Origin of the sequence: Streptosporangium sp. NPDC023615 (assembly GCF_040640155.1) — a bacterium.
Lineage (GTDB): Bacteria > Actinomycetota > Actinomycetes > Streptosporangiales > Streptosporangiaceae > Streptosporangium.
In genome coordinates this window covers 13,042-34,010 of sequence record NZ_JBFABE010000045.1, presented here as the reverse complement: position 1 = coordinate 34,010, position 20,969 = coordinate 13,042, and the positions used below count along the sequence as shown (strand labels likewise).

Here is a 20,969-nt window from a genome sequence, read left to right as displayed (position 1 = left end):
AGCCGCCGGACCCGTCACCCGCAGGCGTTGGTCAGCTGCTGGACCCACGCCACGGAGTCGGTCGCCACCTTCTGCGCGGCGTCGACGGCGCTGTTGGCGTCGGTGACGTTGAAGCCCTGCAGGTTGTTGGAGACGTTGTCGGCCGCCTCCTTCAGGGAGGTGTTGGCGGCCTTGTCGGCGAGGTCACCCAGCTTGGCGCCCCCCTCGTTCAACGCCTTCTCCATCCCGGCGGGGTCGTTGAGCAGGCCGGAGACCTTCGAGACGGTATCGGTGACGATGCCCGCGGCCTGCACGCACTGTTGCGCCTTGTCGATGCCCTGGCTCACCTGCTGGACCTCGGAGCAACCCGTGATCAGCAGGGCGGCGGCGGCCGCTGAGGCGGCGAGGACGGGAATTCGTCGCGGAAGGGGTCGCATGTCCCGACCCTACCCAACGTGTCGGCACCGCAGGCGCCGTCGTACCGGCTCGTTACCGGCCGGGGTCCGCCGTCCGGGGACGCTGAGAGTTGAGCGGGCCCGATTACGACCCGGGTCGTACGATCCTCTGTATTCACACGAGGGGGAAGCATGGAACTCTGTCAGCATCTCACCACGGCACAGACCCAGGACCCGCCGGCGCGCACACCGCAGGGGTGCGAGGAGTGCCTGGCCATGGGCTCCCGCTGGGTCCACCTGCGCAGGTGCATGTCGTGCGGCCACATCGGCTGCTGCGACTCGTCGCCCAACCGGCACGCCACCGGTCACGCCACGGAGATCGGCCATCCGGTCGTCGCCTCGTTCGAACCGGGCGAGAGCTGGCGCTGGTGCTACGTGGACAACGTCATGGGCTAGAACAGCTAGAGGGCGGACCCGGGCGGGACACCCGGACGGCGTCACGGGAAGGGGCGGCGTCACGGGAGGACCCGCCTGCTGGGCCCCGGACCTCCAGGGCCCGGCCGCGGGGCCACGTCCCAGGGCCCGAGCCCCGGGTCCCGGGTCACGGGTCCCGGGGCCCGGTCATGGGGCCCGGGGCGCGGCCCCGGGCTCAGTCGCGCTCCAGCGTGGCCTCCTCGAAGTCGATCTCGTGGAGGACCCTGCTGAGCACCTCGTCGTCGACGCGCCGCTCGTCGCGGAGGCGGACGAAGACCTCGCGCTCGACCGCCAGCATCTCCCTGCGGAGCCGGCGGTAGACGGTGCTGGGCGTCTCCTCGCCCGCCGGGCCGGTCCCGCCGCCCAGCCGCTCCCAGGCGGTGAGGGCGCGGCGCTCGGTGCGCGACCTGAGCTGGTCGACCACCTCCCGGTGCACGTCGTCGACCCCGTCGGCCACCAGCTCGTCCAGCCGGGCCAGCGACGCCGAGGCCGCGGCCTGCTGGGCGGCGGCCTCGGACAGGTTGTCGGCGTAGATCTCCTGCTCGTTGGAGATCCGCAGCCTGCGGATCAGCGCGGGGAACGTCAGGCCCTGCAGGAGCAGGGTGCCGATCACCACCGCGAAGGTGAGGAAGAGCAGCATGTCGCGGCCCTCGAAGCTCTGCGGGATGGCGAAGGCCGCCGCCAGGGAGACCACGCCGCGCATGCCGGCCCAGCTCACGATGACCGTGTACCGCCAGGACGGGGGGTGGGTCTCGCGCTCGCGGACCTTCCGGGACAGGATCCTGGGCAGGTAGAGGCTGGGCACCACCCAGACCGCCCTGGACACCACCACCGCCACGAAGACGGCCAGCGCCATCCCGGCGAGCTCCCAGCGGTCGCCCCACTCCAGCCCTCTCACGATCGGCCAGAGCTGCAGGCCGATCAGCGCGAAGACGATCGTCTCCAGGAAGAAGCCGAGGACCCGCCAGATCGCGTCGGACAGCAGGCGGGTGCCGAAGCCCGCCTTGGGCATCCGATGCCCGATGTAGAGGCCGACGATCACGACGACGATCACCCCGGAGACGTGCACGCTCTCGGCCGCCAGGTAGACGGCGAACGGGGCCAGCAGCATCACGGTGTTCTCGATGAGCGCCTCGCGCACCCGCAGCAGCACCCAGGTCAGCATCCAGGCGAGCGCCAGGCCCATGATCACCCCGCCCACCGCGGCGCGGACGAAGTCGACGGTGACGTCCAGCCAGGTGATGCCCTGTCCCAGCGCGGCGGCGATGGCCACCCGGTAGGCGGTGAGCGCGGTGGCGTCGTTGAAGAGGCTCTCCCCCACCAGGATGGTGACCACCTTGCGGGGCAGCCCCAGCCTGCGGGCCACGGCGACGGCGGCGACCGCGTCGGGCGGGGCCACGATGGCGCCCAGCGCGAACGCGGCGGCCAGCGGCAGGTCGGGCAGCAGCAGGTGGGTGACCCAGCCCACGATCAGGGTGGTGAACAGCACCAGGCCGATCGAGAGCAGCGCGACCGGCCTGCGGAAGTCCTTGAGCCTGAGGTAGGAGCTGTCGATCGCCGCCGCGTAGAGCAGCGGCGGAAGGAAGACCAGCAGGACGAGCTCGGGGTCGAGCTCGTACTCGGGGAACAGCGGTGACAGCACCAGCCCCGCCAGCACCAGCAACAGCGGTGCCGGCCACCCCCTGCGCCTGGCCACCGCGGCCACGGCGATTCCGACGACCGACACGGCCAGCATCTGCAGCACCGTCGACTGGTCCACGCCACCCCGCCCGATAGGGATCCGATCAATCCACCCGCCCGGAGCCTCCGGGGAGCCGCCCGCGGGCGGGGACGCCGACCGGAGCCGGAGCCCGCATCCGGCGGACGGGTTACCGTATCCCCTCCGAGGCCGGACTGGCGAACGGGCACGACGGGAGCGCACCCGGAACCTCGGGCCGGCCGGGCGTGATCCGCCCGGGGACCCGGGGCCGCCTCACCCGGTCCCGCCGTGCCGTCGCCGGTACGTCCCGGCGACGATCACCAGTCCTGCCGGTCTCCCCGGTCTCCCCGGTCACCGCGGCGCCTGCCCTCGTGGCGCCCGTCCTCGTAGCGGGGCTCCTCGAAGCGCTGGTCGGGGTGCTGCTCTTCGTGATGCTGTTCGGGACGGAGCCGGTCACCGGTGGAGTGCGGCGTCTCCTGCACGTAGGGGCGTGGCAGCCGCTGGTCCGGCGTGGAGCGGCCGAACAGGCCCAGCGGGTCGGACGGGTCGACGTCCTGCTGCGGGTAGGCGGGCGGCGAGCTGTACAGGTCCCGCAGGTCGGCGGGGTGCCCGGCCTGGTGGGGCTGCTGGGCGCCGGGCGCGTAGGGGTCGGGCACGTAGGGATCGGGCTGCGCGGGGGACGGGTAGCCGTAGGGCGCCCCCTGCGCGGCTTCCTGTGCGGCCTGCTGGGCGGCGAACCCGAAGGGGTCGGTCGAGTTCTGCTGGGTCTGCGCGTAGGGGTCGGGCTCCACCGGGCGGGCGTGTCCGGGGAAACGGTCGGCCGGCGGCGCGAAGGGGTCGACCGGCCCGACCGGCCCGGCCGGTCTCTGCCGGTCGGAGGGGGCCGCGAAGGGGTCCACCTGGCGCGGCTGCGGTGACGCGTCGTACGGGTCGGACCGCGGGGCGCCGTACGGCTCGGGCTGCCGGCCGCCGGGGTAGGCGTCCGGCTGCGGGGCGCCGTAACCCGGCTGCTGGGCGGGCGCGCCGTAGAAGTCGGCCTGCGGGACCGGGCCGGGGTAGGCCTCCTGGCGCGGGGCGCCGCCGTACGGCTCGGGCTGCCGTCCGCTCCCGGGGTAGGCGTCCGGCTGCGGGGCGCCGTACGGGCCCGGCTGCTGGGCGTTCGGGTAGCGGTCGCCGGGCAGCTGGTAGCCGGCCTCGCCGGGCGCGGGATCCGCGCCGGGCGGCTCGACGGGCTGGGGCTGTCCGTAGGGCAGCGCGTCGTTCACGATGAGGTTCTCGCGCGGCACGACGTCGGACGGGCCGTACCCGGGCGGTGTGCGGTCGGGGGCGGGCGTGACGCCTCGCGCGACCAGCACGTCGTTGGGCCCGAGCGCCGGGGCCGGGCGGGAGTCGCCCGGCTCGGCGACGTGACCCGCCGGGTCGGCGTACTGCTGGGGCTGGGCGTAGTCCTCGGGCCGGGGCCGGGCGTACTGGCCGGTGCCCGGATACTCGCCGTAGGCCTGCGGCTCGCCGTGGGGGGGCTGTTCGGGCCGGACGGGCTCGTCCACCTCGTCGGGATACTGGCCGCCGGCCTCGATGAAACCCTCGTCGAGGGTGTCGACCAGGCGCCCCACGTCGTTCATGGGCATGCGGAAACTCGCCGTGCACATCTCGCCGCGCCACAGGCTCAGCACCAGGGTGCCCTCGTGCCAGGTGACCCTGAGCACCCGCTCCTGGCCACGCTCGTCAAAGAACACCTCGCCGAACGACGGCAACGGCACAACTTCCGACATGGAAGACATAGTGCTTTAACCAGCCTTTATTCGTCCACTCGACCTCGGGAAACCCTACCGAACCGGCCTTTCCCTCCCCATCTTCCGCCCCGGGGACACCAGAACGATAGATCTTCTGTGACCTTATGAGGCTCGACAAGCCGGGTGATCCAGCCAGTTTGCCATGCGGGGTGAACGCCGGGTCCCGGAATACCGCCATGCGTCCCCGCGGTGTGGCCCCGCGGGCCGTGGCCGGAACCGGCCGGAGCCCGGCCGGGGCCCGGCGCGGACGCCGGAGCCGCCGCGACCGTCGGAGTGAACGGGTACGGTTGGCTGTCGTGCCGACCGACTCCATCGCCCCGTCCGAAGACGTCTCCTCGAAGGTGGATCTTCCCCCCGTCGAGGACCTGCTGAGCACCGCCGTCGAGGCGGTGGGCGGGGTGGAGCGCCCCGGGCAGATCGCGATGGTGAGGGCGGTGCAGCACGCGATCGAGTCGGGCGACCACCTGGCCGTCCAGGCCGGTACGGGCACCGGCAAGTCGCTGGCGTACCTGATCCCCTCGATCAGGCACGCGATGACGTCCAAGGGCGCGGTGGTCGTCTCCACCGCCACCATCGCGCTCCAGCGCCAGCTCGTCGACCGCGACCTGCCCCGCCTCGCCACGGCCCTCGCCCCGCACCTGCCGCACGAGCCGGCGTTCGCGATCCTCAAGGGCCGTCGCAACTACCTGTGCCGGTACAAGGCGAGCGCCGGCTGGCCCGACGACGAGCAGGACCAGCTCTTCGACCCGCGCGAGGTGAACGCGACGGGCCGGATGGTCCAGCGCATCCAGGAGTGGGCGAACGAGACCGAGACCGGTGACCGCGACGAGCTCGTCCCCGGCGTCAACGAGCAGGCCTGGCGCCAGTTCTCGGTCAGCGCCAGGGAGTGCCTGGGCGCGATGCGCTGCCCGAACGGGGCCGAGTGCTTCGCCGAGCTGGCCCGCGCCCGCGCCGGCGAGTCCGACGTCGTGGTGACCAACCACGCGCTGCTCGCGATCGACGCGATGGAGGACTTCCCGCTGCTGCCCGAGCACGAGGTGGTCGTGGTCGACGAGGCCCACGAGCTGGTCGACCGCGTCACCTCGGTGGTCAGCGGCGAGCTGTCGGAGACCATGGTCGCGGTGGCCGTGCGGCGGGTCGGCAAGCTCATCGAGCAGCATCTCGCCGACCGGCTGATGGAGGCCGGCGAGGATCTCAAGGCACTGCTGGGCGCCGCGCCCGCCGGGCGCCTCGACGACCTTCCCGAGGTGCTGGGCATGACGCTCGCCCTGATCCGCGACGCGGCGTGGGCGTGCATCACCGCGCTGGGGCCGCGCGGCGGCGACAAGGACGACCCGGAGGGCGCGGGGCTGCGCAAGGCGGCCTTCACGTCCCTGGACGAGGTGCACGACACCGCCCAGCGCATGCTCGACGCCTTCGGGCACGCCACGGAGGTGGACCGGGCCGAGGTGGTCTGGCTGGAGGAGGGCAACGACCGGCGCCCTCCCCTGCTGCGGGTGGCTCCGCTCACCGTGGCGGGCATGCTCCGCGACAAGCTCTTCGGCGACCGTACGGTGATCCTGACCTCGGCCACGCTCGCCCTGGGCGGCGCCTTCGACGGCCTGGCCCGCCAGTGGGGCCTGGGAGCCGGCGGCAACGGCGGCAACGGCGGGAAGACCGGTGGCAGGGGCGGGGAGAAGGGCGACGGCAAGGACGGCGGGGAGGGCGCCCGGCGGCGGGCGGGCTGGACCGGCATCGACGTCGGCTCCCCCTTCGACCATCCCCGCAGCGGCATCCTCTACGTCGCCAAGCACCTGCCCCAGCCGGGACGCGACGGGCTGCCCGAGGCCTACATCGAGGAGATCACCGAGCTGATCGAGGCCGCCGGGGGGCGCACCCTCGGGCTGTTCTCCTCGATGCGGGCCGCCAAGGCGGCGACCGAGGCGCTGCGCGACCGGCTGAGCGTGCCGCTGCTGTGCCAGGGCGACGACTCCACGATGCTGCTGGTCAAGCAGTTCGCCGAGGACGAGCCGACCTGCCTGTTCGGCACGCTCTCCCTGTGGCAGGGCGTCGACGTCCCGGGCCCGTCGCTGCGCCTGGTCATCATCGACCGCATCCCGTTCCCGCGCCCCGACGACCCGCTCAGCTCCGCCCGCCAGCGTCACGTCGCCGCCAAGGGCGGCAACGGGTTCATGTCGGTCGCCGCCACCCACGCCGCGCTCCTGCTGGCCCAGGGCGCGGGCCGCCTGCTGCGCAGCCAGCACGACAAGGGGGTGGTCGCGGTCCTGGACCCGCGGCTCTCCACGGCCCGCTACGCCGGGTTCCTGCGGGACTCGCTGCCGCCCTTCTGGCCCACCGAGGACCCGGCGAAGGTGCGCAGCGCCCTCAAGCGCCTCGGCTCCTCCTGACCGGGCGGGACGGCCGGCGCCGCTGAACGACCGGTGGCCGGCGCCGATGGGCGGCCGGCGCCGGCGGCCGACGGGAAGCCCGGCCCCTGGAGAGCACCCGTGGGACCGGGCCTTCGAGCGTGACGTCAGCGGGTGGCGGCGAACACCTACGGCGTCTGGTTACGGCACGAGCATCCGCCGCCGCGGCGCCTCCACGAATCGGTCAGTTGGCTGCGCCGTCCTCCAGCGCGTCGCGTAAGGCGGCGCGGGAGGTGATGCCCAGCTTGGGGAAGATCCGGTAAAGGTGGGCGCTGACGGTCCGCGACGACAGGAACAGCCGCTCGCCGATCTCCTTGTTGCTCAGCCCCGAGGCGGCCAGGCGGGCCACCTCCAGTTGCTGGGCGGTCAGACCGTGGGTGGCGTTGGGCCGCCGGCTGACCGCCACGCCGGTGGCGCGCAGTTCCTGCTCGGCCCGCTGCTGCCAGGCGGTCGCGCCGACGGCGGCGAACAGGTCGGCCGCCCGGCGCAGTTCGGGCCGGGCCTCACCCGGTTGCAGGCGGCGGCGCTGCAACTCGCCCAGCGCCAGGCGTATCCGGGCGTGGTCGAAGGGCCAGCGTTCGGTTCCGGGCAGCGCGAGCGCGGTCTTGAACAGCGGTACCGCCTCCTCCTGCGGCGCCACCAGCGCTCGCGCCGCCGTCACGTGCAGGCGCAGCCGGGGTGCCCGTTCCGCCAGGTGCGCCGCGGCGGCGGCGTGCGCCCCGGCCTCGGCCGTCCTGCCGGTGCGCACGGCCGAGTCGACCAGCTCGAGGACCGCCCAGGGCGCGAACGCCACGTGCGGGAGGATGACGCCGGGTGGGCTGATGCTCGCCCAGTGCGCGTAGGCCGTCTCGTAGTCGCCGTGCGCCATCGCGGCCAGCGCGAGGTTGCGGGAGGCCAGCGACAGGTGCAGGCCGCTGCCGCGCGGCGCGGCCCACCGTTCGACGGTCCTGCTGTACTCGCGGGCGCTGTCGGCGTCGCCCCGCGCGGCCGCGATCCAGCCCAGGCTGCAGCGCAGGTCGTGGGCCGTCAGCTCCAGGTCGTGGCGGACGCACAGGTCCAGCCCGGCGTTGGCGGTGCTCTCGGCGTCGTCCCACCGCCCGGCCAGGAAGTGGTCGTGCGCCGCGAGCCAGTGACCGCCCGCGGCGTGGGTCACCGCGCCCCGCCCCGCCTCGCCCTCGGTCAGCGCGCGGATGCGGTCGCGGTAGTGGGGCAGCAGGTCCATCCAGGTCGCCGCCCGGCACAACGCGGCCACCTGGCCGGGCGGTGCGTCGCCGGGCAGCGTGTCGAGCGCCGCCCGCACCCGCTGCGCCGTGCCGGCGCCCAGGAACACGTCGTGCAGCAGGCGCGCGTGCTCGTCGTCGCAACCGGCGACCACGTCCGTGACCTCCGCCCACTCCTGGGGGTCCTGGGCGTAGGAGGCGGCCATCACCCTGACCAGCGGACCGGCCCCGGGCGTGCCGCGCAGCAGGCGGCGGGCGGCGTCCAGGTCCCCGTCGCGCAGCAGGAGGATCTGCGCCCGCACCGCCAGGGCCCTGGCCGGGTCGTCCAGGTGGCGGCGCGCCTCGTCCAGCAGTTCCTGAGCCAGGTCCAGCTGCCCGGACTCGCCGGCCAGCTCCGCCGCGTGCTCCAGCCGCGCCGCGCGGGCCGCCGGGTCCGGGGTGAGCTCGGCCGCCCGCTGCAGCGCCTTGACCGCCAGCCCGCTGCCGCCGCGCAGGCTCACCGCGCGGGCCGCCTTCTCGATCTCGGCGGCCACGCCCTCGTCCGGTTCGACCCTGGACGCCGCCAGGTGCCACATCCGCCGTTCCGGGTCGGCCCGGTGCTGTTCGGCCAGCACCGCGTGCGCCTGCCGCGTCTCCTCCGGCGAGGCCGTGTTGATGATGGCCGACCTGACCAGCGGATGCCGGAAGCGCATCCCGGACGGGGTCGAGTCGCGCGTGACCAGGCTCAGCCGCTCCACCTCCAGCAGGTCGTGCGGCGACAGCTCGGCCCGGTGCTCCAGCCGGTCGCCGTCCAGGGCGGTCACCAGCAGCGTGGTACGGATCTCGGGCGGCAGCTCCAGCACCCGTCCGGCGAACGCGGTCTCCAGCCGGGTGCGCAACGGCACGCGGGCGGGCAGCATCTCCACTCCGACCGAGGTCTGCGCCAGCTCGGTGAGCGCGAGCGGGTTGCCCGCGGCCTCGCCCAGCACCCGCTCGCGCACCGACCCGGGCAGGCCGGGGTGCAGCAGGTCCAGCAGTTCCCCCGCCGCCTCGTCCGCCAGCGGCCCGACCTCCAGCATGCCGATCCCCGGGGTGACGCGTTCGCTCGCCGTGAGCGGCCGCCGCGCGAAGATCGCTCGCAGGTCGTACGGCTTGAGACGCATCAGGATGAACATCATCGTCTCGCGGGTGGGAAGGTCCACCCAGTGGGCGTCCTCCACGGCGATCAGCACGGGCGTGTCCCGGGCCACGGCGGCCAGCACGGCCAGGGACGCCACCGAGACCGCCAGCCGGTCGGGCACCGGCCCGTCCTGCATGCCCAGCACCCGGCGCAGCACGTCCCGGTGGAAGGGCTCCACCCGGTCCAGGTACTCCATGACGGGCGCGAAGAGCTGGTGCAGCCCGGCGAAGGCGAGCTGCGCCTCGCTCTCGAAACCGCTGCCGCCCACCACCCGCATCCCCCGCCCCTCGGCGTAGGCGACGCCCGCCCGGAGCAGGACCGACTTGCCGACGCCAGGGTCGCCGTGCAGCACGACGTTCGGCAGGACACCGGGGGCGCGGTCGATGGCCTGCCGCAGTGAGGCCAGTTCCCGTTCGCGACCGATGATCTCCATGTGTTCCTCTCCCTCGGGTGCAGTCATTTGACCGATGGCGCGCGACAGCGGCCGCGCCATGCTGGGCGGGTGCCGCTTCTACAGGTGGAAAGAGACGTGAGCCTCTTCTATGAGGACTTCGGCGACGGTGAGCCGGTCGTGCTGGTGCACGGCTGGCCGTTGTCGCAGCGGTTCTGGGAGGCGCAGGTCGGCTCGTTCGTCGCGGCGGGCCACCGGGTGGTCTCCTACGACCGGCGGGGCTTCGGCCGTTCCAGCCGGCCCTGGAGCGGCTACGACCACGGCACCTTCACCGCCGACCTGGCCGCGGTGGTGGACGCCCTCGGGCTGACCGGGGTGACGCTGGTGGGCTTCTCCACCGGCTGCGCCGAGGCCGTCACCTACGCGGCCGGGTCGGACCGGGTGGACAGGCTGGTGCTGGGCAGCCCCGCGGTGTACCCGGACCCGATCGCGCACGAGCTCATGACCGCCTGCCGGTGGCACCGCATCCCCATGCTCGACGACGTGCTGCTGCGCTTCTTCGCCGTCGACGGCCACAGCGCGCTGGACGAGCGGACCCGCCTGTACCTGCTCGGGCTCGCCGCCGACGCCTCTCCCCAGGGGACCGCGGACTCGCTGGCCGCGTGGGGTTCCGCGGACCCGGCCGCGGACCTGTCGCGCGTCACCGTGCCCACGCTGATCGTCCAGGGCGAGGGGGACGCGTTCGTGCCGCCGCGGGACGGCGGGGCACGGCTGGAGCGGGCGATCGCGGGCAGCGCGCTCGTCACGATTCCCGACGCGCCGCACGGAGCCCCGCTGACCCACGCCGAGCAGTGGAACCGGTCGCTGCTGGAGTTCCTGGCGGGATGACGGCACGGCACCACGGTAGGCAACCGGCCGCGAGAAGGGTATCGGTCGCATGACGTAGGCGGCGGGGGTGCCGCGCGGCTCAGAGGACGTCGCGGAGCTGACCGCGGGAGGCGATCCCCAGTTTGCGGAAGGCGTGGTGCAGGTGGGTGCCGACCGTGCGGTGCGACAGGTAGAGCTGCTGGCCGATCTCCCGGTTGGACAGGCCGGTGGCGGCCAGCTTGGCGATGTGCAGTTCCTGCGGGGTCAGCCGCTCGGCGGAGCTGGGCACGCGCAGGTGGCTGCCCTCGCCCGTGGCCCGCAGCTCCCGGCGGGCCTTCTCGCCCCAGGCCAGCAGCCCGAGCTTGTCGCAGGCGTCGCGGGCCGCTCGCAGCGGGCCGCGGGCCTCCGTGATCCGGCGCCGGCGGCGCAACCAGACGCCGTGCGCGAGCAGCAGCCGTGCCCGCGCGGTGGGCCAGGAGGACAGGTCCGCGTCCAGCGCGGCCGTGAACAGGCCTTCGGCGTCGGCGTCGTCGGCCAGCACCGCCCTGGCGTGGCGCAGGCCGACGTGCAGGTAGGGGGAGGGCGTCCGGGCGCCCATGTCCTCCAGCTCGGCCAGGGCCGTACGGGCCAGGCCTCGGTGTTCGGCGGTCACCGCCGCCTCGGCCAGCTCGCCGATCGTCCACGAGCACCAGATGGGGTGGTGGGCGGCGTCACGACGGTCGAACACCCGCCACAGGTGGCCGAAGGCGGCGGCGTGCCGGCCCGCGCACAACGCGATCACCCCTCGGGCGTACTGGATCTGGGCGATGTTGGAGGCGATCGTGACACTGCCCAGCACCCGCTCGCTCCGGGCGGCCAGCTCCAGCCCCTGGTCCACCTCCCCCCGCAGCCCGGCGAGGAGCGCCAGGACGGACAGGGCCGCCGACTGCCAGCGGGGCTGCTGGGTCTCCCTGGTCAGCCGTTCGCACTCCTCGGCCACCAGCATGGCGCCGGACCAGTCGCCGCCCAGGACGTGGTTGAGCATCTGCGAGGTCAGTGACTGCGCCAGCACCCCCAGGCGTCCCTGGGCGCGCAGCTCGCCGATGGAGTCGTCGAGGAACGCCGCGGACAGCTCGTGCGCGCCGATCGTGCTGGCGGCCACGCCCAGCAGCCTGGCCATGGCGCCGTCCATCCGGGTCTCCCGCAACCTCGTCAGCCGGCCGATCAGCTCTCCGGCTCGCTCCACCGGCGCCGCGGCGGCCAGCGCGACCAGCAACTCGGGATCGTCGTCGTGCGCGGCGAGCCGTTCCGCCAGGGAGATGACCCGGGCGCGGAGCTCCGGACCGGGATCGCGCCACCAGCAGCGGAGCGCGGCCGCCCGGACGAAGTTGCGCGCCAGGGCCTGGTCCTCCGCGCTCTCCAGTTCCTCGGCGGTCGCGACGAGCCTGCGCACGCGCTGCGGGCCCTCGTTGCGGCCCTCCTCCAGCATCTCGTTCAGCCACGCCAGCCGGGCCCGTTCCGGCCCGCCGAGCCGGGTCGGGTCGGTCAGGGCGAGCAGTTCCTCGATCAGCTCGCCGCGGCCCAGCTCGAAGGCGAGTTCCGCGGCGCTCAGGAGCCGCATGGCGCGGTCGGTCGGCTGCTCGCTCAGCTCCGCCGCGCGGCGCAGCGCGGTGACCGCCACGGTGAGCGCGCCACGCCGCCGGGCCCGGAGCGCCACCTGCTCCAGGTCGGCGGCGACGCTCTCGTCGGGGTGGTCGAGCGCGGCCGCCCGGTGCCAGGCCCGGCGGTCCGGGTCCGGCGCGTGCACGTCGGCCAGCGCCAGATGGACGACCTGCCGATCCAGCGGCCCGGCCTTCTGGTAGATCGCCGACCGCACGAGGGGGTGGCGGAACCGGATGGCCCGCTCGTGCAGCGTCACCAGGCCGAGGTCGATCGCCGGGGCCAGGTCGGCCAGCGACAGCCGGGTGCCGGTGACCGTGCCGGCGGCCGCCAGGGCCTCGCGCAGGCCGTGACCGTCGTTGGCGGCGCCGGCCAGCAGCAGCACCCTGGTACGCCGCGGCAGCTCGGCCAGCCGGGTGGCGAAGGAGCGCTCCAGCCGGGCCGTGAGCGGCAGGAACTCACCCGAGGGCGGGCCAGGCTCCCTGTCGAGGGCGATCGGCAGCTCCACCAGGGCGAGGGGGTTGCCGGCCGCCTCGGCCAGCACCCGCCAGCGCACGCCGGCGGAGAGCGCGGACGACCGGCTGTCCAGCAACGCCTCGGCCGCGGCCAGGTCGAGCGTGCCCAGGGTCAGCTCGGGCAGGCCGATGTCGTCCAGCGTGGTCGCGTACCCCTCGCGCACGGCCAGGAGCATCCCGATCGGCTCGGATCTCAGGCGCCGGGCGACGAAAGCCAGGACCTCGGTGGTGGGCCGGTCGAGCCATTGCAGGTCTTCGACGACGACGAGCAGCGGCCTGGCCGCGGCGGCCTCCCCGAGCAGGTTCAGCACGGCCAGGGCGATGAGGAAGGGCTGTGGATCCTGGCCGTCGCCCATGCCGAAGGCGTCGAGCAGGGCGTCGCGCTGGGCGGCCGGCAGCTCGGACGCGGCCTGGAGCATCGGCTGGATCAGCTGGTGCAGCCCGGCGAAGGGCAGGTGGGTCTCGCTCTGCACGCCCGTGGCGACGGCCGTGGCGAAGCCACGGGCCCGCGCGTGGTCCAGCGCGACCGCCAGCAGCGCCGACTTGCCGATCCCGGCCTCGCCCCTGACCAGCAGCGCGTCGCCCTGCTCGGGGATCCGCGCCACCAGGCTTTCGATCCGGGCGATCTCGCGCTCACGCCCGAACAGGGCCATGGCCATCAAAGCTCCGCTTCTCTCGCAAGAAACGCCCTTCGGTGTCGCGAGAAATACGTCATGCGACGCATACCCCGTGGCGTGTCCTCACCCTAATGTCGAGACGCCGTCCGCCGTTCTCCGGGAGCCCTCATGTCCAAGCCCGTGCTGGACCCCGCCGCTCAGGCGTTCGCCGACGCCACCGCCAGCCCGCCCTTCCTGTACGGCATGCCGCCGTGGGAGGGCCGCAGGGCCATGCGCGACGTCCAGTGTCCGCAGATCCCGGTCCCCGGCACCGTCGCCCAGGAGATCGCCGGCCTGACCGTCTACCGGCCCGAGCGCCTCGACGGCGCCTTGCCGGTGGTGCTGTACCTGCACGGCGACTGGGTGTTCGGCGACGAGCACTCCGAGAGCCGGCTCGCCCGTGAGCTGGCGCTGAGTGCGGGCGCCGCGGTGGCGTTCGTGCACTACAGTCTCGCTCCCGAGGCGCGGTACCCGGTCGCGCTGGAGGAGTGTCTCGGCGCCCTGGAGTGGGTGAGGAGACACGGCGCCGGGCTCGGGCTGGACGCCTCCCGCATCGCGGTCGCCGGGGGGAACCTGGCCGCGGCCCTGGCACTGCGCGCGGGCGCGCGGCTGGCCGGGCAGGTGCTGCTCTGCCCGGCCACCGACGCCTCCTGCGACACCGCCTCCTACCGCGAGTTCGCGGAGGGCTACTTCCTCCGGGCGGACGGCATGCGCTGGAGCTGGGACCAGTACGTCCCGGACGAGGGCCGAAGACCCGAGAGCACCGCCTCGCCGCTGCGGGCCACGCGCAGGGAGCTCGCCGGTCTCCCCCCCACCCTGGTGATCACCGCGGAGGCCGACGTGCTGCGCGACGAGGGCGAGGCCTACGCCGCCAATCTGCGCGGGGCGGGCGTGCCCGTGAGCGCGGTCCGCTACCAGGGCGTCATTCACGGGTTCCTCACGCTCAACGCCCTGCGTGGCACCCACACCGCGCAGGAGGCGATCGACCAGGCCGGGCGTTTTCTCGCCCGGACGCTCGGCACCACCGGCGGGGGGCGGCCATGACGGACGGACGGGAGACGGCCACGGCGAGCGGGGGGAGGACGGCCGTGACGAGCGGACGGGCGGCGGCCGTGACGAGCGGGTCGGTGGCCAGGGCCGCCGTCATCGGCACCGCGATCGAGTTCTACGACCACGCCCTCTTCGGGCTGGCCGCGGCGGTCGTCTTCGACGACCGGTTCTTCCCCGCCGACACCCCTCTCGCGGGCACCCTCGGCTCCTTCGCCGCGTTCGCGGTCGGATTTCTCGCCCGTCCCGTCGGCGGTGTCGTGTTCGGCCACTTCGGCGACCGCGCCGGGCGCAAGCCCGCGCTGGTCGTGACGCTGCTGCTGATGGGACTGGCCACGGCGGGCATCGGGCTGCTGCCCACCTACGACCAGGTGGGCCTGGCGGCGCCGATCCTGCTCGTGCTGCTCCGGCTGGCGCAGGGCTTCGGCGCCGGAGCCGAGTACGCCGGCGCCCTCGTCCTGGTGGCCGAGACCAGCGATCCCCGCCGCCGGGGCCTGTGGGCCTCGCTTCCCGGCGCGGGCGTCCAGATCGGCATCCTGACCGCCACGCTGGTCTTCACCGCGGCCGCGGCGCTGCCGTCGTTCGAGACGTGGGGCTGGCGGGTGCCGTTCCTGCTCAGCCTGGTGGGCGTGGGTGTGGGACTGTTCCTCAGGGGCCGGGTGCCCGAGTCGGAGATCTTCGAGCGTGAGCGCGCACGCGGCCTGAGCCGTTTCCCCGCGCTGGAGGTGGCCTCCAGGCAGCCGCGGAGCCTGCTGATCGCCGTCGCGGTCAACGCCCCCTTCGGCGCGATCGGCTACATCGTGAACGTCTTCGTGCTGTCGTACGTGACCAGGACGCTCGGCCTGCCCGCCACGGTGGGGCTGATCGGCAACGTGCTCTCCTCCGCCGTGGCGATCGCGGTCACGCCGCTGTTCGGGCTGCTGGCCGACCGTGTCGGCCGCCGTCCCGTCTTCCTCGGCGCCGCGCTCGCCCTGTCCCTGTTCGCGTTCCCGATGTTCTGGCTGGTCGACACCGGCCACCCCGCGCTGGTGATCCTCGCGGTCACGCTGGGGTACGGCGTCTGCGTCGCCGGCATGTTCGCCGTGCTGGCCGCGCTGCTCACCGAGCTGTTCGGCACCCGCTACCGCTACAGCGGTATCGCGATCGCCCGCGAGTGGACGGCCGCGCTGACCAGCGGGCCCGCTCCGCTCGTGGCGGCCGCCCTGGTGGCGGGGGCGGGCGGCGCGTCCTGGCCCGTCGCCCTCCTGCTCGTGGTCTGCGGGGCGATCGCCTTCCTCGCCGTCCTGCTCGCCCCCGAGACCCGCGCCAGGGATCTGGACGGCCGCCTGAGTCAGGAGCCCGTCGGCTCAGGTGCAGTCATCTGACCGATTTCCGCCGGCGGCCGCGAATCTAGCGTCATGCCCATCGACATCGATCCGAAGGAACGGGACATGCCTTACGTGACCACCGCCGACGGGGCCGACATCTTCTACAAGGACTGGGGCTCCGGCGGTTCGCCGGTCCTGCTCAGTCACGGCTGGCCGCTGAACTCCGACGCCTGGGAGGCGGCCGCCCTCTTCCTCGCCGAGCACGGGCACCGCGCCGTCGCCCACGACCGGCGCGGCCACGGCCGCTCGTCGCAGACCTGGCACGGCAACGAGATGGACACCTACGCCGACGACCTGGCCTGCCTGATCGAGCACCTCGACCTGCGCGACCTCACCCTGGTCGGGCACTCGACCGGCGGCGGGGAGGTCGCCCACTACCTCGGCCGCCACGGCGGCGACCGCGTCTCGAAGCTGGTCCTGGTGTCCGCCGTGCCGCCGCTGATGCTGCGGAGCGACGACAACCCCGAGGGACTGCCCGTCGAGGTCTTCGACGCGATCCGCGCCGGTGAGGTCGCGAACCGCTCCCAGCTCTACCGCGACCTGGCCGACGGCCCGTTCTTCGGGCACAACCGCCGGCAGGACGTCGCCCGGGGCTTCCGGGACGCGTTCTGGCTGCAGAGCATGGCCTGCGGGCACCGGGGCGCGTACGAGTGCATCGAGGCCTTCTCCGCCACCGACTTCCGGCCGGACCTGGCGAAGATCGACGTCCCCACCCTGGTCGTCCACGGCGACGACGACCAGATCGTGCCGTTCGAGGTCGGGGGGAAGCGGTCGGCCTCGATGATCGACGGCGCCGTCCTGAAGGTCTACGAGGGCAGCGGGCACGCCCTGCCCGACACCGATCGCGACCGCCTGCACGCCGACCTGCTCGCCTTCATCGATTCCTGACCGGACCAAGGAGCCCTTCATGAACCACGATCTTCGCCCGGACACCGTCGTACTCGTTCACGGTCTGTGGATGACGCCCCGAAGCTGGGAGGAGTGGGTCACGTACTACGAGGCCAAGGGCCTCACCGTGCTCGCCCCCGCCTACCCCGGCTTCGAGATCGAGGTCGAGGCACTGCGCGAGAACCCCGGCGTCATCGCCGGGCTGACCGTCCCCGAGACCGTCGACCACCTCGCCGGCGTCATCGAGGCCCTCCCGAAGCCGCCGATCATCATCGGCCACTCCTTCGGCGGCACCCTGACCCAGCTGCTCCTGGCCCGCGGCCTCGGAGCCGCCGCGGTGGTCATCGACTCCGCGCCCACCGAGGGGGTCCGGGTCAACCCGCTGTCGCAGGCGAGATCACTGTTCCCGGCGCTGAAGAACCCGGCCAACCGCCACAGGGCCGTCGGCTTCACCCCCGAGGAGTTCCACTACGCCTTCACCAACACCCTCACCGAGGAGGAGTCCCGCAAGGTGTGGGACCGCTACGCCATCCCGGCCCCCGGGAACTGGGTCTGGGAGTACGGGCTGTTCGCGAACTTCAAGCCCGGACACCAGGACACCTGGGTCGACTACTCCGCCGACCGCGCCCCGCTGCTGTTCATCGGCGGCGAGAAGGACCACATCATGCCGCCCTCGGTGAACAGGTCCAACGCCAAGCACTACGGCAGGTCACCCGCGGTCACCGAGTACCACGAGTTCGAGGGCCGCGACCACTGGACCTGCGGCGCGCCCGGATGGGAGGCCGTGGCCGACCACGCCCTGGCCTGGGCCGTGGAGCACGCGACGGCCTCCGGCGGAACCTCCGTCAGGTCCTGAACCGGGGCTCGGCCGGGCTCGCGGCTCGGACGGGACGCGGCTCAGACGGTGTCGTCGGCGATGGCGTGCAGGGCCAGCACGTAGGACCTCAGGCCGAAGCCCGCGATGGTGCCGGTGGCCACCGAGGCCACCACCGAGTTGTGCCGGAACTCCTCCCGCGCGGCCGGGTTGGAGATGTGCACCTCCACCAGCGGGGCGGTGCGCTGGGCGATGGCGTCACGCAGCGCGTAGGAGTAGTGGGTGAACGCGGCCGGGTTCAGCACCACCGGGATCCGGCCGTCGGCCGCCTCGTGCAGCCAGCCGAGCATCTCCCCCTCGTCGTCGGTCTGCCGTACGTCGACCGAGAGGCCGAGCTCCCTGCCGGTCTCCCGGCAGAGCGCCGCCAGGTCGGCGAAGGTCTCCGCGCCGTAGACGTCCGGCTCCCGGGTGCCGAGCCGCCCCAGGTTGGGGCCGTTGAGCACGTAGACGGGTCTCATCGGATCACTCACCGCTCCTCGGTGGCCGCGCGCCCGCCGCGCGGCCGACGTTCCTCGCCGGGCTCTTCCCGGCCTCCCGCCGGGCGCTCCCCGCGTCACCGGACCGGCCGGGCCCGCCCACCGGGCTCGTCCGGCTCGTCCGGTTCATCCGACTCGCCGGGATCGCCGGGGTCGCCGGGCCCGCGGGGTTCATCGGGCGACCTCGTGGTAGGCCGCCTCGAGGAGCTCCTCGGGCGGGTCCACCAGCGGGGAGACCTTGGCCAGGCCGTCGAGCAGGACGAAGCGCAGCGTGGCGCCGCGGCTCTTCTTGTCGAGGCGCATGTGGTCGCGCAGCTCGGGCCAGGCCTCGCGGCGGTAGGCGGTGGGCAGGCCCACGGAGGTCAGTACGGACCGGGTGCGCTCCACCAGGTCGGCGCCGATCCTGCCGTCCAGGCGGGACAGCTCGGCCGCGTAGACCATGCCGATCGCGACGGCCTCGCCGTGGCGCATCCGGTAGTCCTCGACGCGCTCGATGGCGTGGGCCAGGGTGTGGCCGTAGTTGAGGATCTCCCGGAGGCCGCTCTCGCGCAGGTCGGCGCCGACGACGTCGGCCTTGACCTGGATCTTCCGCTCGATCAGCTCCCGGGTGTGCCGCCCCTCGGGGAGCCGGGCGCCCTCCGGGTCGTCCTCGATGAGCGTGAGGATCTCCGGGTCGGCGATGAACCCGCCCTTGATGATCTCCGCGAGGCCGCCCACGTAGTCGTCGCGGGGCACCGAGACCAGCGTGGCCAGGTCGCACAGGACCCCGGCCGGCGGGTGGAAGGACCCGACCAGGTTCTTGCCCTCGGGGGTGTTGATGCCGGTCTTGCCGCCCACCGCCGCGTCGACCATGCCCAGCAGGGTCGTCGGCACCTGCACGACCTTGACGCCGCGCAGCCAGGTGGCGGCGGCGAACCCGGCCAGGTCGGTGGTGGCGCCGCCGCCGACGCCGACCACGGCGTCGGAGCGCGTCATGCCCGCGCGGCCGAAGGCGGACCACAGCGCGGCGGCCACCTCGGCCGTCTTGGCGCGCTCGGCGTCGGGCACCGGCAGCGGGACGACCTCGTACCCGGCCGCCTCGACCGCGCCGCAGACCGGACGGGCGATCTCCGGCAGGCCCTCCGGGTGGATCACGGCGACCGTGCGGACCCCCGCGCCCAGCAGGCCGGGAAGCTCACCGAGCACCCCGGCGCCGACCACCACGTCGTACGGGCTCTCGCCCTTCACGGAGATCCGGGTGACGGTCACCAGTCACCGGCCATGGGCGGGCGGGCTGCGTTCAGGAACACGTGAGGACTCCGTGGTGAGTTGTTCCGGTGGCCGCATGGGCGGGCGCGTCGGCACCCGGTCACGGTCACTCCTTCAGGCGCGCGACGATCTCGTCCACGACCTCCGCCGGGGAACGGTCGTCGGTCGCCACGGTGATCGTGGCGAGACCACTGTAGAGGGGGCGGCGGGCGTCCATCAGTTTCTTGAGCTGGCTGCGGGGGTTCAGCACGAGCAGCGGACGTGCCGACGCCAGGCCCACCCGCTGCACGGCGCTGGAGAGGCCGACCTCCAGGTAGACGACCTGGTGGCCGGCCAGCAGGTCGCGGGTTGCCTCGGAGAGGATCGCGCCGCCGCCGAGGGCGAGCACGCCGTCGTGCTCGGCCAGCGCCAGCCGCACGGCGTCGGCCTCCAACGCGCGGAAGGTCTCCTCGCCGTCCTCGATGAAGACGTCGCTCACCGGCTTGCCCGCCGTGAGCTCCACGTCGGCGTCGGTGTCGCGGAAGGCCAGGCCGAGCCGGTCGGCCAGGAGCCGTCCGGCGGTGGACTTACCCGACCCCGGAGGGCCGATCAGCACTGCTCGGGGACTCACGTGTTCTCCTCGGACCGCGGGCCGCGCGCCGGGAGGCCGGAGGCTCCCCGGTGCCGGGACCCGCTCACTTGATCACCAATGACGAGAGGTAGCCGGACAGGTTGCGGGCGACCTCGTCGACGGAGTCCCCGCCGAACTTCTCGATCACGGCGTCGGCCACGATCAGCGCGACCATCGCCTCGGCGACGATCGCGGCGGCCGGGACCGCGCACACGTCGGAACGCTCGTGGTGGGCCTTGGCGGCCTCGCCGGTCAGCACGTCGACGGTGGCCAGCGCCCTGGGGACGGTGGAGATCGGCTTCATCGCGGCGCTGACGCGCAGCGGCTCGCCGTTGGTCATGCCGCCCTCGACGCCGCCGGCCCGGTTGGTGATCCGGCGGATGCCGCCCTCGGTGTTCTCGATCTCGTCGTGGGCCTGGGAGCCCGGACGGCGGGCCGTCTCGAAGCCGTCCCCGACCGCGACGCCCTTGATCGCCTGGATGCCCATCAGCCCGGCCGCGAGGCGGGCGTCGAGGCGGCGGTCCCAGTGGGTGTAGCTGCCCAGGCCCGGCGGCAGGCCGTAGGCGACGACCTCGACGACGCCGCCGAGGGTGTCGCCGTCCTTGTGGGCCCTGTCGATCTCGGCGACCATCGCGGCGCTGCCCTCGGGGTCGGCGCAGCGCACCGGGTCGGCGTCGATCGCCTCCAGGTCGCCGGGTCCCGGCAGGACGCCCCGGGTGGCCGCGGCCCCGCCGATCGAGACGACGTGGCTGACGATGTCGACGTCGAGGGCCTGCTTGAGGAAGCTCCGCGCCACCTGGCCGAGCGCGACGCGGGCGGCGGTCTCCCGGGCGCTGGCCCGGTCGAGCACCGGGCGCGCGTCGTCGAAGCCGTACTTCTGCATGCCGGCGAGGTCGGCGTGGCCCGGGCGGGGGCGGGAACGCGGCGCGTTGCGCGCCTGGCCCTCCAGCACCGCCGGGTCGACGGGGTCGGCCGCCATGACCGTCTCCCACTTGGGCCACTCGGTGTTGCCGACGCGGATGGCGACGGGGCTGCCGAGGGTGCGGCCGTGGCGGACCCCGCCCACGATCGTGACGAGGTCCTGCTCGAACTTCATCCGCGCCCCGCGGCCGTAGCCGAGGCGGCGGCGGCGCAGCGCCTCGCCCAACTGGGCCGTGGTCACCTCCACCCCGGCGGGCAACCCTTCCAGGATCGCGACGAGCTCGGGGCCGTGGGACTCTCCGGCGGTCAACCAGCGCAACATGGTGACAAGTCTTCCACGTGCCGCC

Annotated in this window: 16 protein-coding genes; 7 read left to right on the top strand and 9 right to left on the bottom strand. The window is 73.8% G+C overall.

What is annotated here, in order from left to right; genetic code table 11:
- Positions 1–14 precede the first annotated feature (14 nt).
- Positions 15–416, bottom strand: coding sequence for a hypothetical protein (locus AB0G16_RS26475; RefSeq protein ID WP_362810305.1), 402 nt, complete (start codon positions 414–416; stop codon positions 15–17).
- A 150-nt stretch (positions 417–566) separates the two neighbouring features.
- Here AB0G16_RS26475 and AB0G16_RS26470 point away from each other — a divergent pair, with 150 nt between their 5' ends.
- Positions 567–830, top strand: a complete 264-nt coding sequence (locus AB0G16_RS26470) for a UBP-type zinc finger domain-containing protein (protein WP_362810302.1) — start codon at positions 567–569, stop codon at positions 828–830.
- Positions 831–1,023: 193 nt separating this feature from the next.
- Here AB0G16_RS26470 and AB0G16_RS26465 read toward each other — a convergent pair whose 3' ends face one another.
- Positions 1,024–2,607, bottom strand: coding sequence for a Na+/H+ antiporter (locus AB0G16_RS26465; RefSeq protein ID WP_362810299.1), 1,584 nt, complete (start codon positions 2,605–2,607; stop codon positions 1,024–1,026).
- Between the two features lie 257 nt (positions 2,608–2,864).
- A complete protein-coding gene (locus AB0G16_RS26460; protein ID WP_362810296.1) occupies positions 2,865–4,319 on the bottom strand; it encodes a hypothetical protein in 1,455 nt (484 codons plus the stop codon).
- 317 nt (positions 4,320–4,636) lie between these two features.
- On the opposite strand from AB0G16_RS26460, the gene AB0G16_RS26455 reads away from it, so the two are divergent.
- A complete protein-coding gene (locus AB0G16_RS26455; RefSeq protein ID WP_362810294.1) occupies positions 4,637–6,727 on the top strand; it encodes an ATP-dependent DNA helicase in 2,091 nt (696 codons plus the stop codon).
- A gap of 202 nt (positions 6,728–6,929) precedes the next feature.
- Here the strand turns inward: AB0G16_RS26455 and AB0G16_RS26450 are convergent, their stop codons facing one another.
- A complete protein-coding gene (locus AB0G16_RS26450; protein WP_362810291.1) occupies positions 6,930–9,557 on the bottom strand; it encodes an AAA family ATPase in 2,628 nt (875 codons plus the stop codon).
- Between the two features lie 96 nt (positions 9,558–9,653).
- Here AB0G16_RS26450 and AB0G16_RS26445 point away from each other — a divergent pair, with 96 nt between their 5' ends.
- Entirely contained in the window at positions 9,654–10,403 is a 750-nt protein-coding gene (locus AB0G16_RS26445; RefSeq protein WP_362810288.1) for an alpha/beta hydrolase, read from the top strand.
- A 79-nt stretch (positions 10,404–10,482) separates the two neighbouring features.
- Here AB0G16_RS26445 and AB0G16_RS26440 read toward each other — a convergent pair whose 3' ends face one another.
- On the bottom strand, positions 10,483–13,194 hold the full coding sequence (locus AB0G16_RS26440) for an AAA family ATPase (RefSeq protein WP_362810285.1): 2,712 nt from the start codon (positions 13,192–13,194) through the stop codon (positions 10,483–10,485).
- A 126-nt stretch (positions 13,195–13,320) separates the two neighbouring features.
- Here AB0G16_RS26440 and AB0G16_RS26435 point away from each other — a divergent pair, with 126 nt between their 5' ends.
- The 4 genes from AB0G16_RS26435 (at position 13,321) to AB0G16_RS26420 (ending at position 17,349) form a co-directional block, all read left to right on the top strand.
- Positions 13,321–14,235, top strand: coding sequence for an alpha/beta hydrolase (locus tag AB0G16_RS26435; RefSeq protein WP_362810282.1), 915 nt, complete (start codon positions 13,321–13,323; stop codon positions 14,233–14,235).
- Positions 14,236–14,279: 44 nt separating this feature from the next.
- Positions 14,280–15,602, top strand: coding sequence for an MFS transporter (locus AB0G16_RS26430; RefSeq protein ID WP_362810279.1), 1,323 nt, complete (start codon positions 14,280–14,282; stop codon positions 15,600–15,602).
- Positions 15,603–15,668: 66 nt separating this feature from the next.
- Positions 15,669–16,493 (top strand): alpha/beta hydrolase, encoded by an 825-nt coding sequence (locus AB0G16_RS26425; protein WP_362810276.1) that lies wholly within the window; start codon positions 15,669–15,671, stop codon positions 16,491–16,493.
- 19 nt (positions 16,494–16,512) lie between these two features.
- Positions 16,513–17,349 carry an alpha/beta hydrolase gene (locus AB0G16_RS26420; RefSeq protein WP_362810273.1) on the top strand — a complete coding sequence of 279 codons (837 nt, stop codon included), beginning with the start codon at positions 16,513–16,515 and terminating at the stop codon, positions 17,347–17,349.
- A 41-nt stretch (positions 17,350–17,390) separates the two neighbouring features.
- On the opposite strand, the gene aroQ is transcribed toward AB0G16_RS26420, so the two are convergent.
- From aroQ to aroC, 4 genes are all read right to left on the bottom strand, one after another.
- A complete protein-coding gene (aroQ, locus tag AB0G16_RS26415) occupies positions 17,391–17,825 on the bottom strand; it encodes a type II 3-dehydroquinate dehydratase (RefSeq protein WP_362810387.1) in 435 nt (144 codons plus the stop codon).
- Positions 17,826–18,014: 189 nt separating this feature from the next.
- A complete protein-coding gene (aroB, locus tag AB0G16_RS26410) occupies positions 18,015–19,091 on the bottom strand; it encodes a 3-dehydroquinate synthase (RefSeq protein WP_362810270.1) in 1,077 nt (358 codons plus the stop codon).
- A 106-nt stretch (positions 19,092–19,197) separates the two neighbouring features.
- Complete coding sequence (locus AB0G16_RS26405) at positions 19,198–19,701, bottom strand: shikimate kinase (RefSeq protein ID WP_362810267.1); 504 nt, start codon at positions 19,699–19,701, stop codon at positions 19,198–19,200.
- 64 nt (positions 19,702–19,765) lie between these two features.
- Positions 19,766–20,944: a chorismate synthase gene (gene aroC, locus AB0G16_RS26400; protein ID WP_362810263.1), complete on the bottom strand. Its 1,179-nt coding sequence runs from the start codon at positions 20,942–20,944 to the stop codon at positions 19,766–19,768.
- Positions 20,945–20,969: the final 25 nt, after the last annotated feature.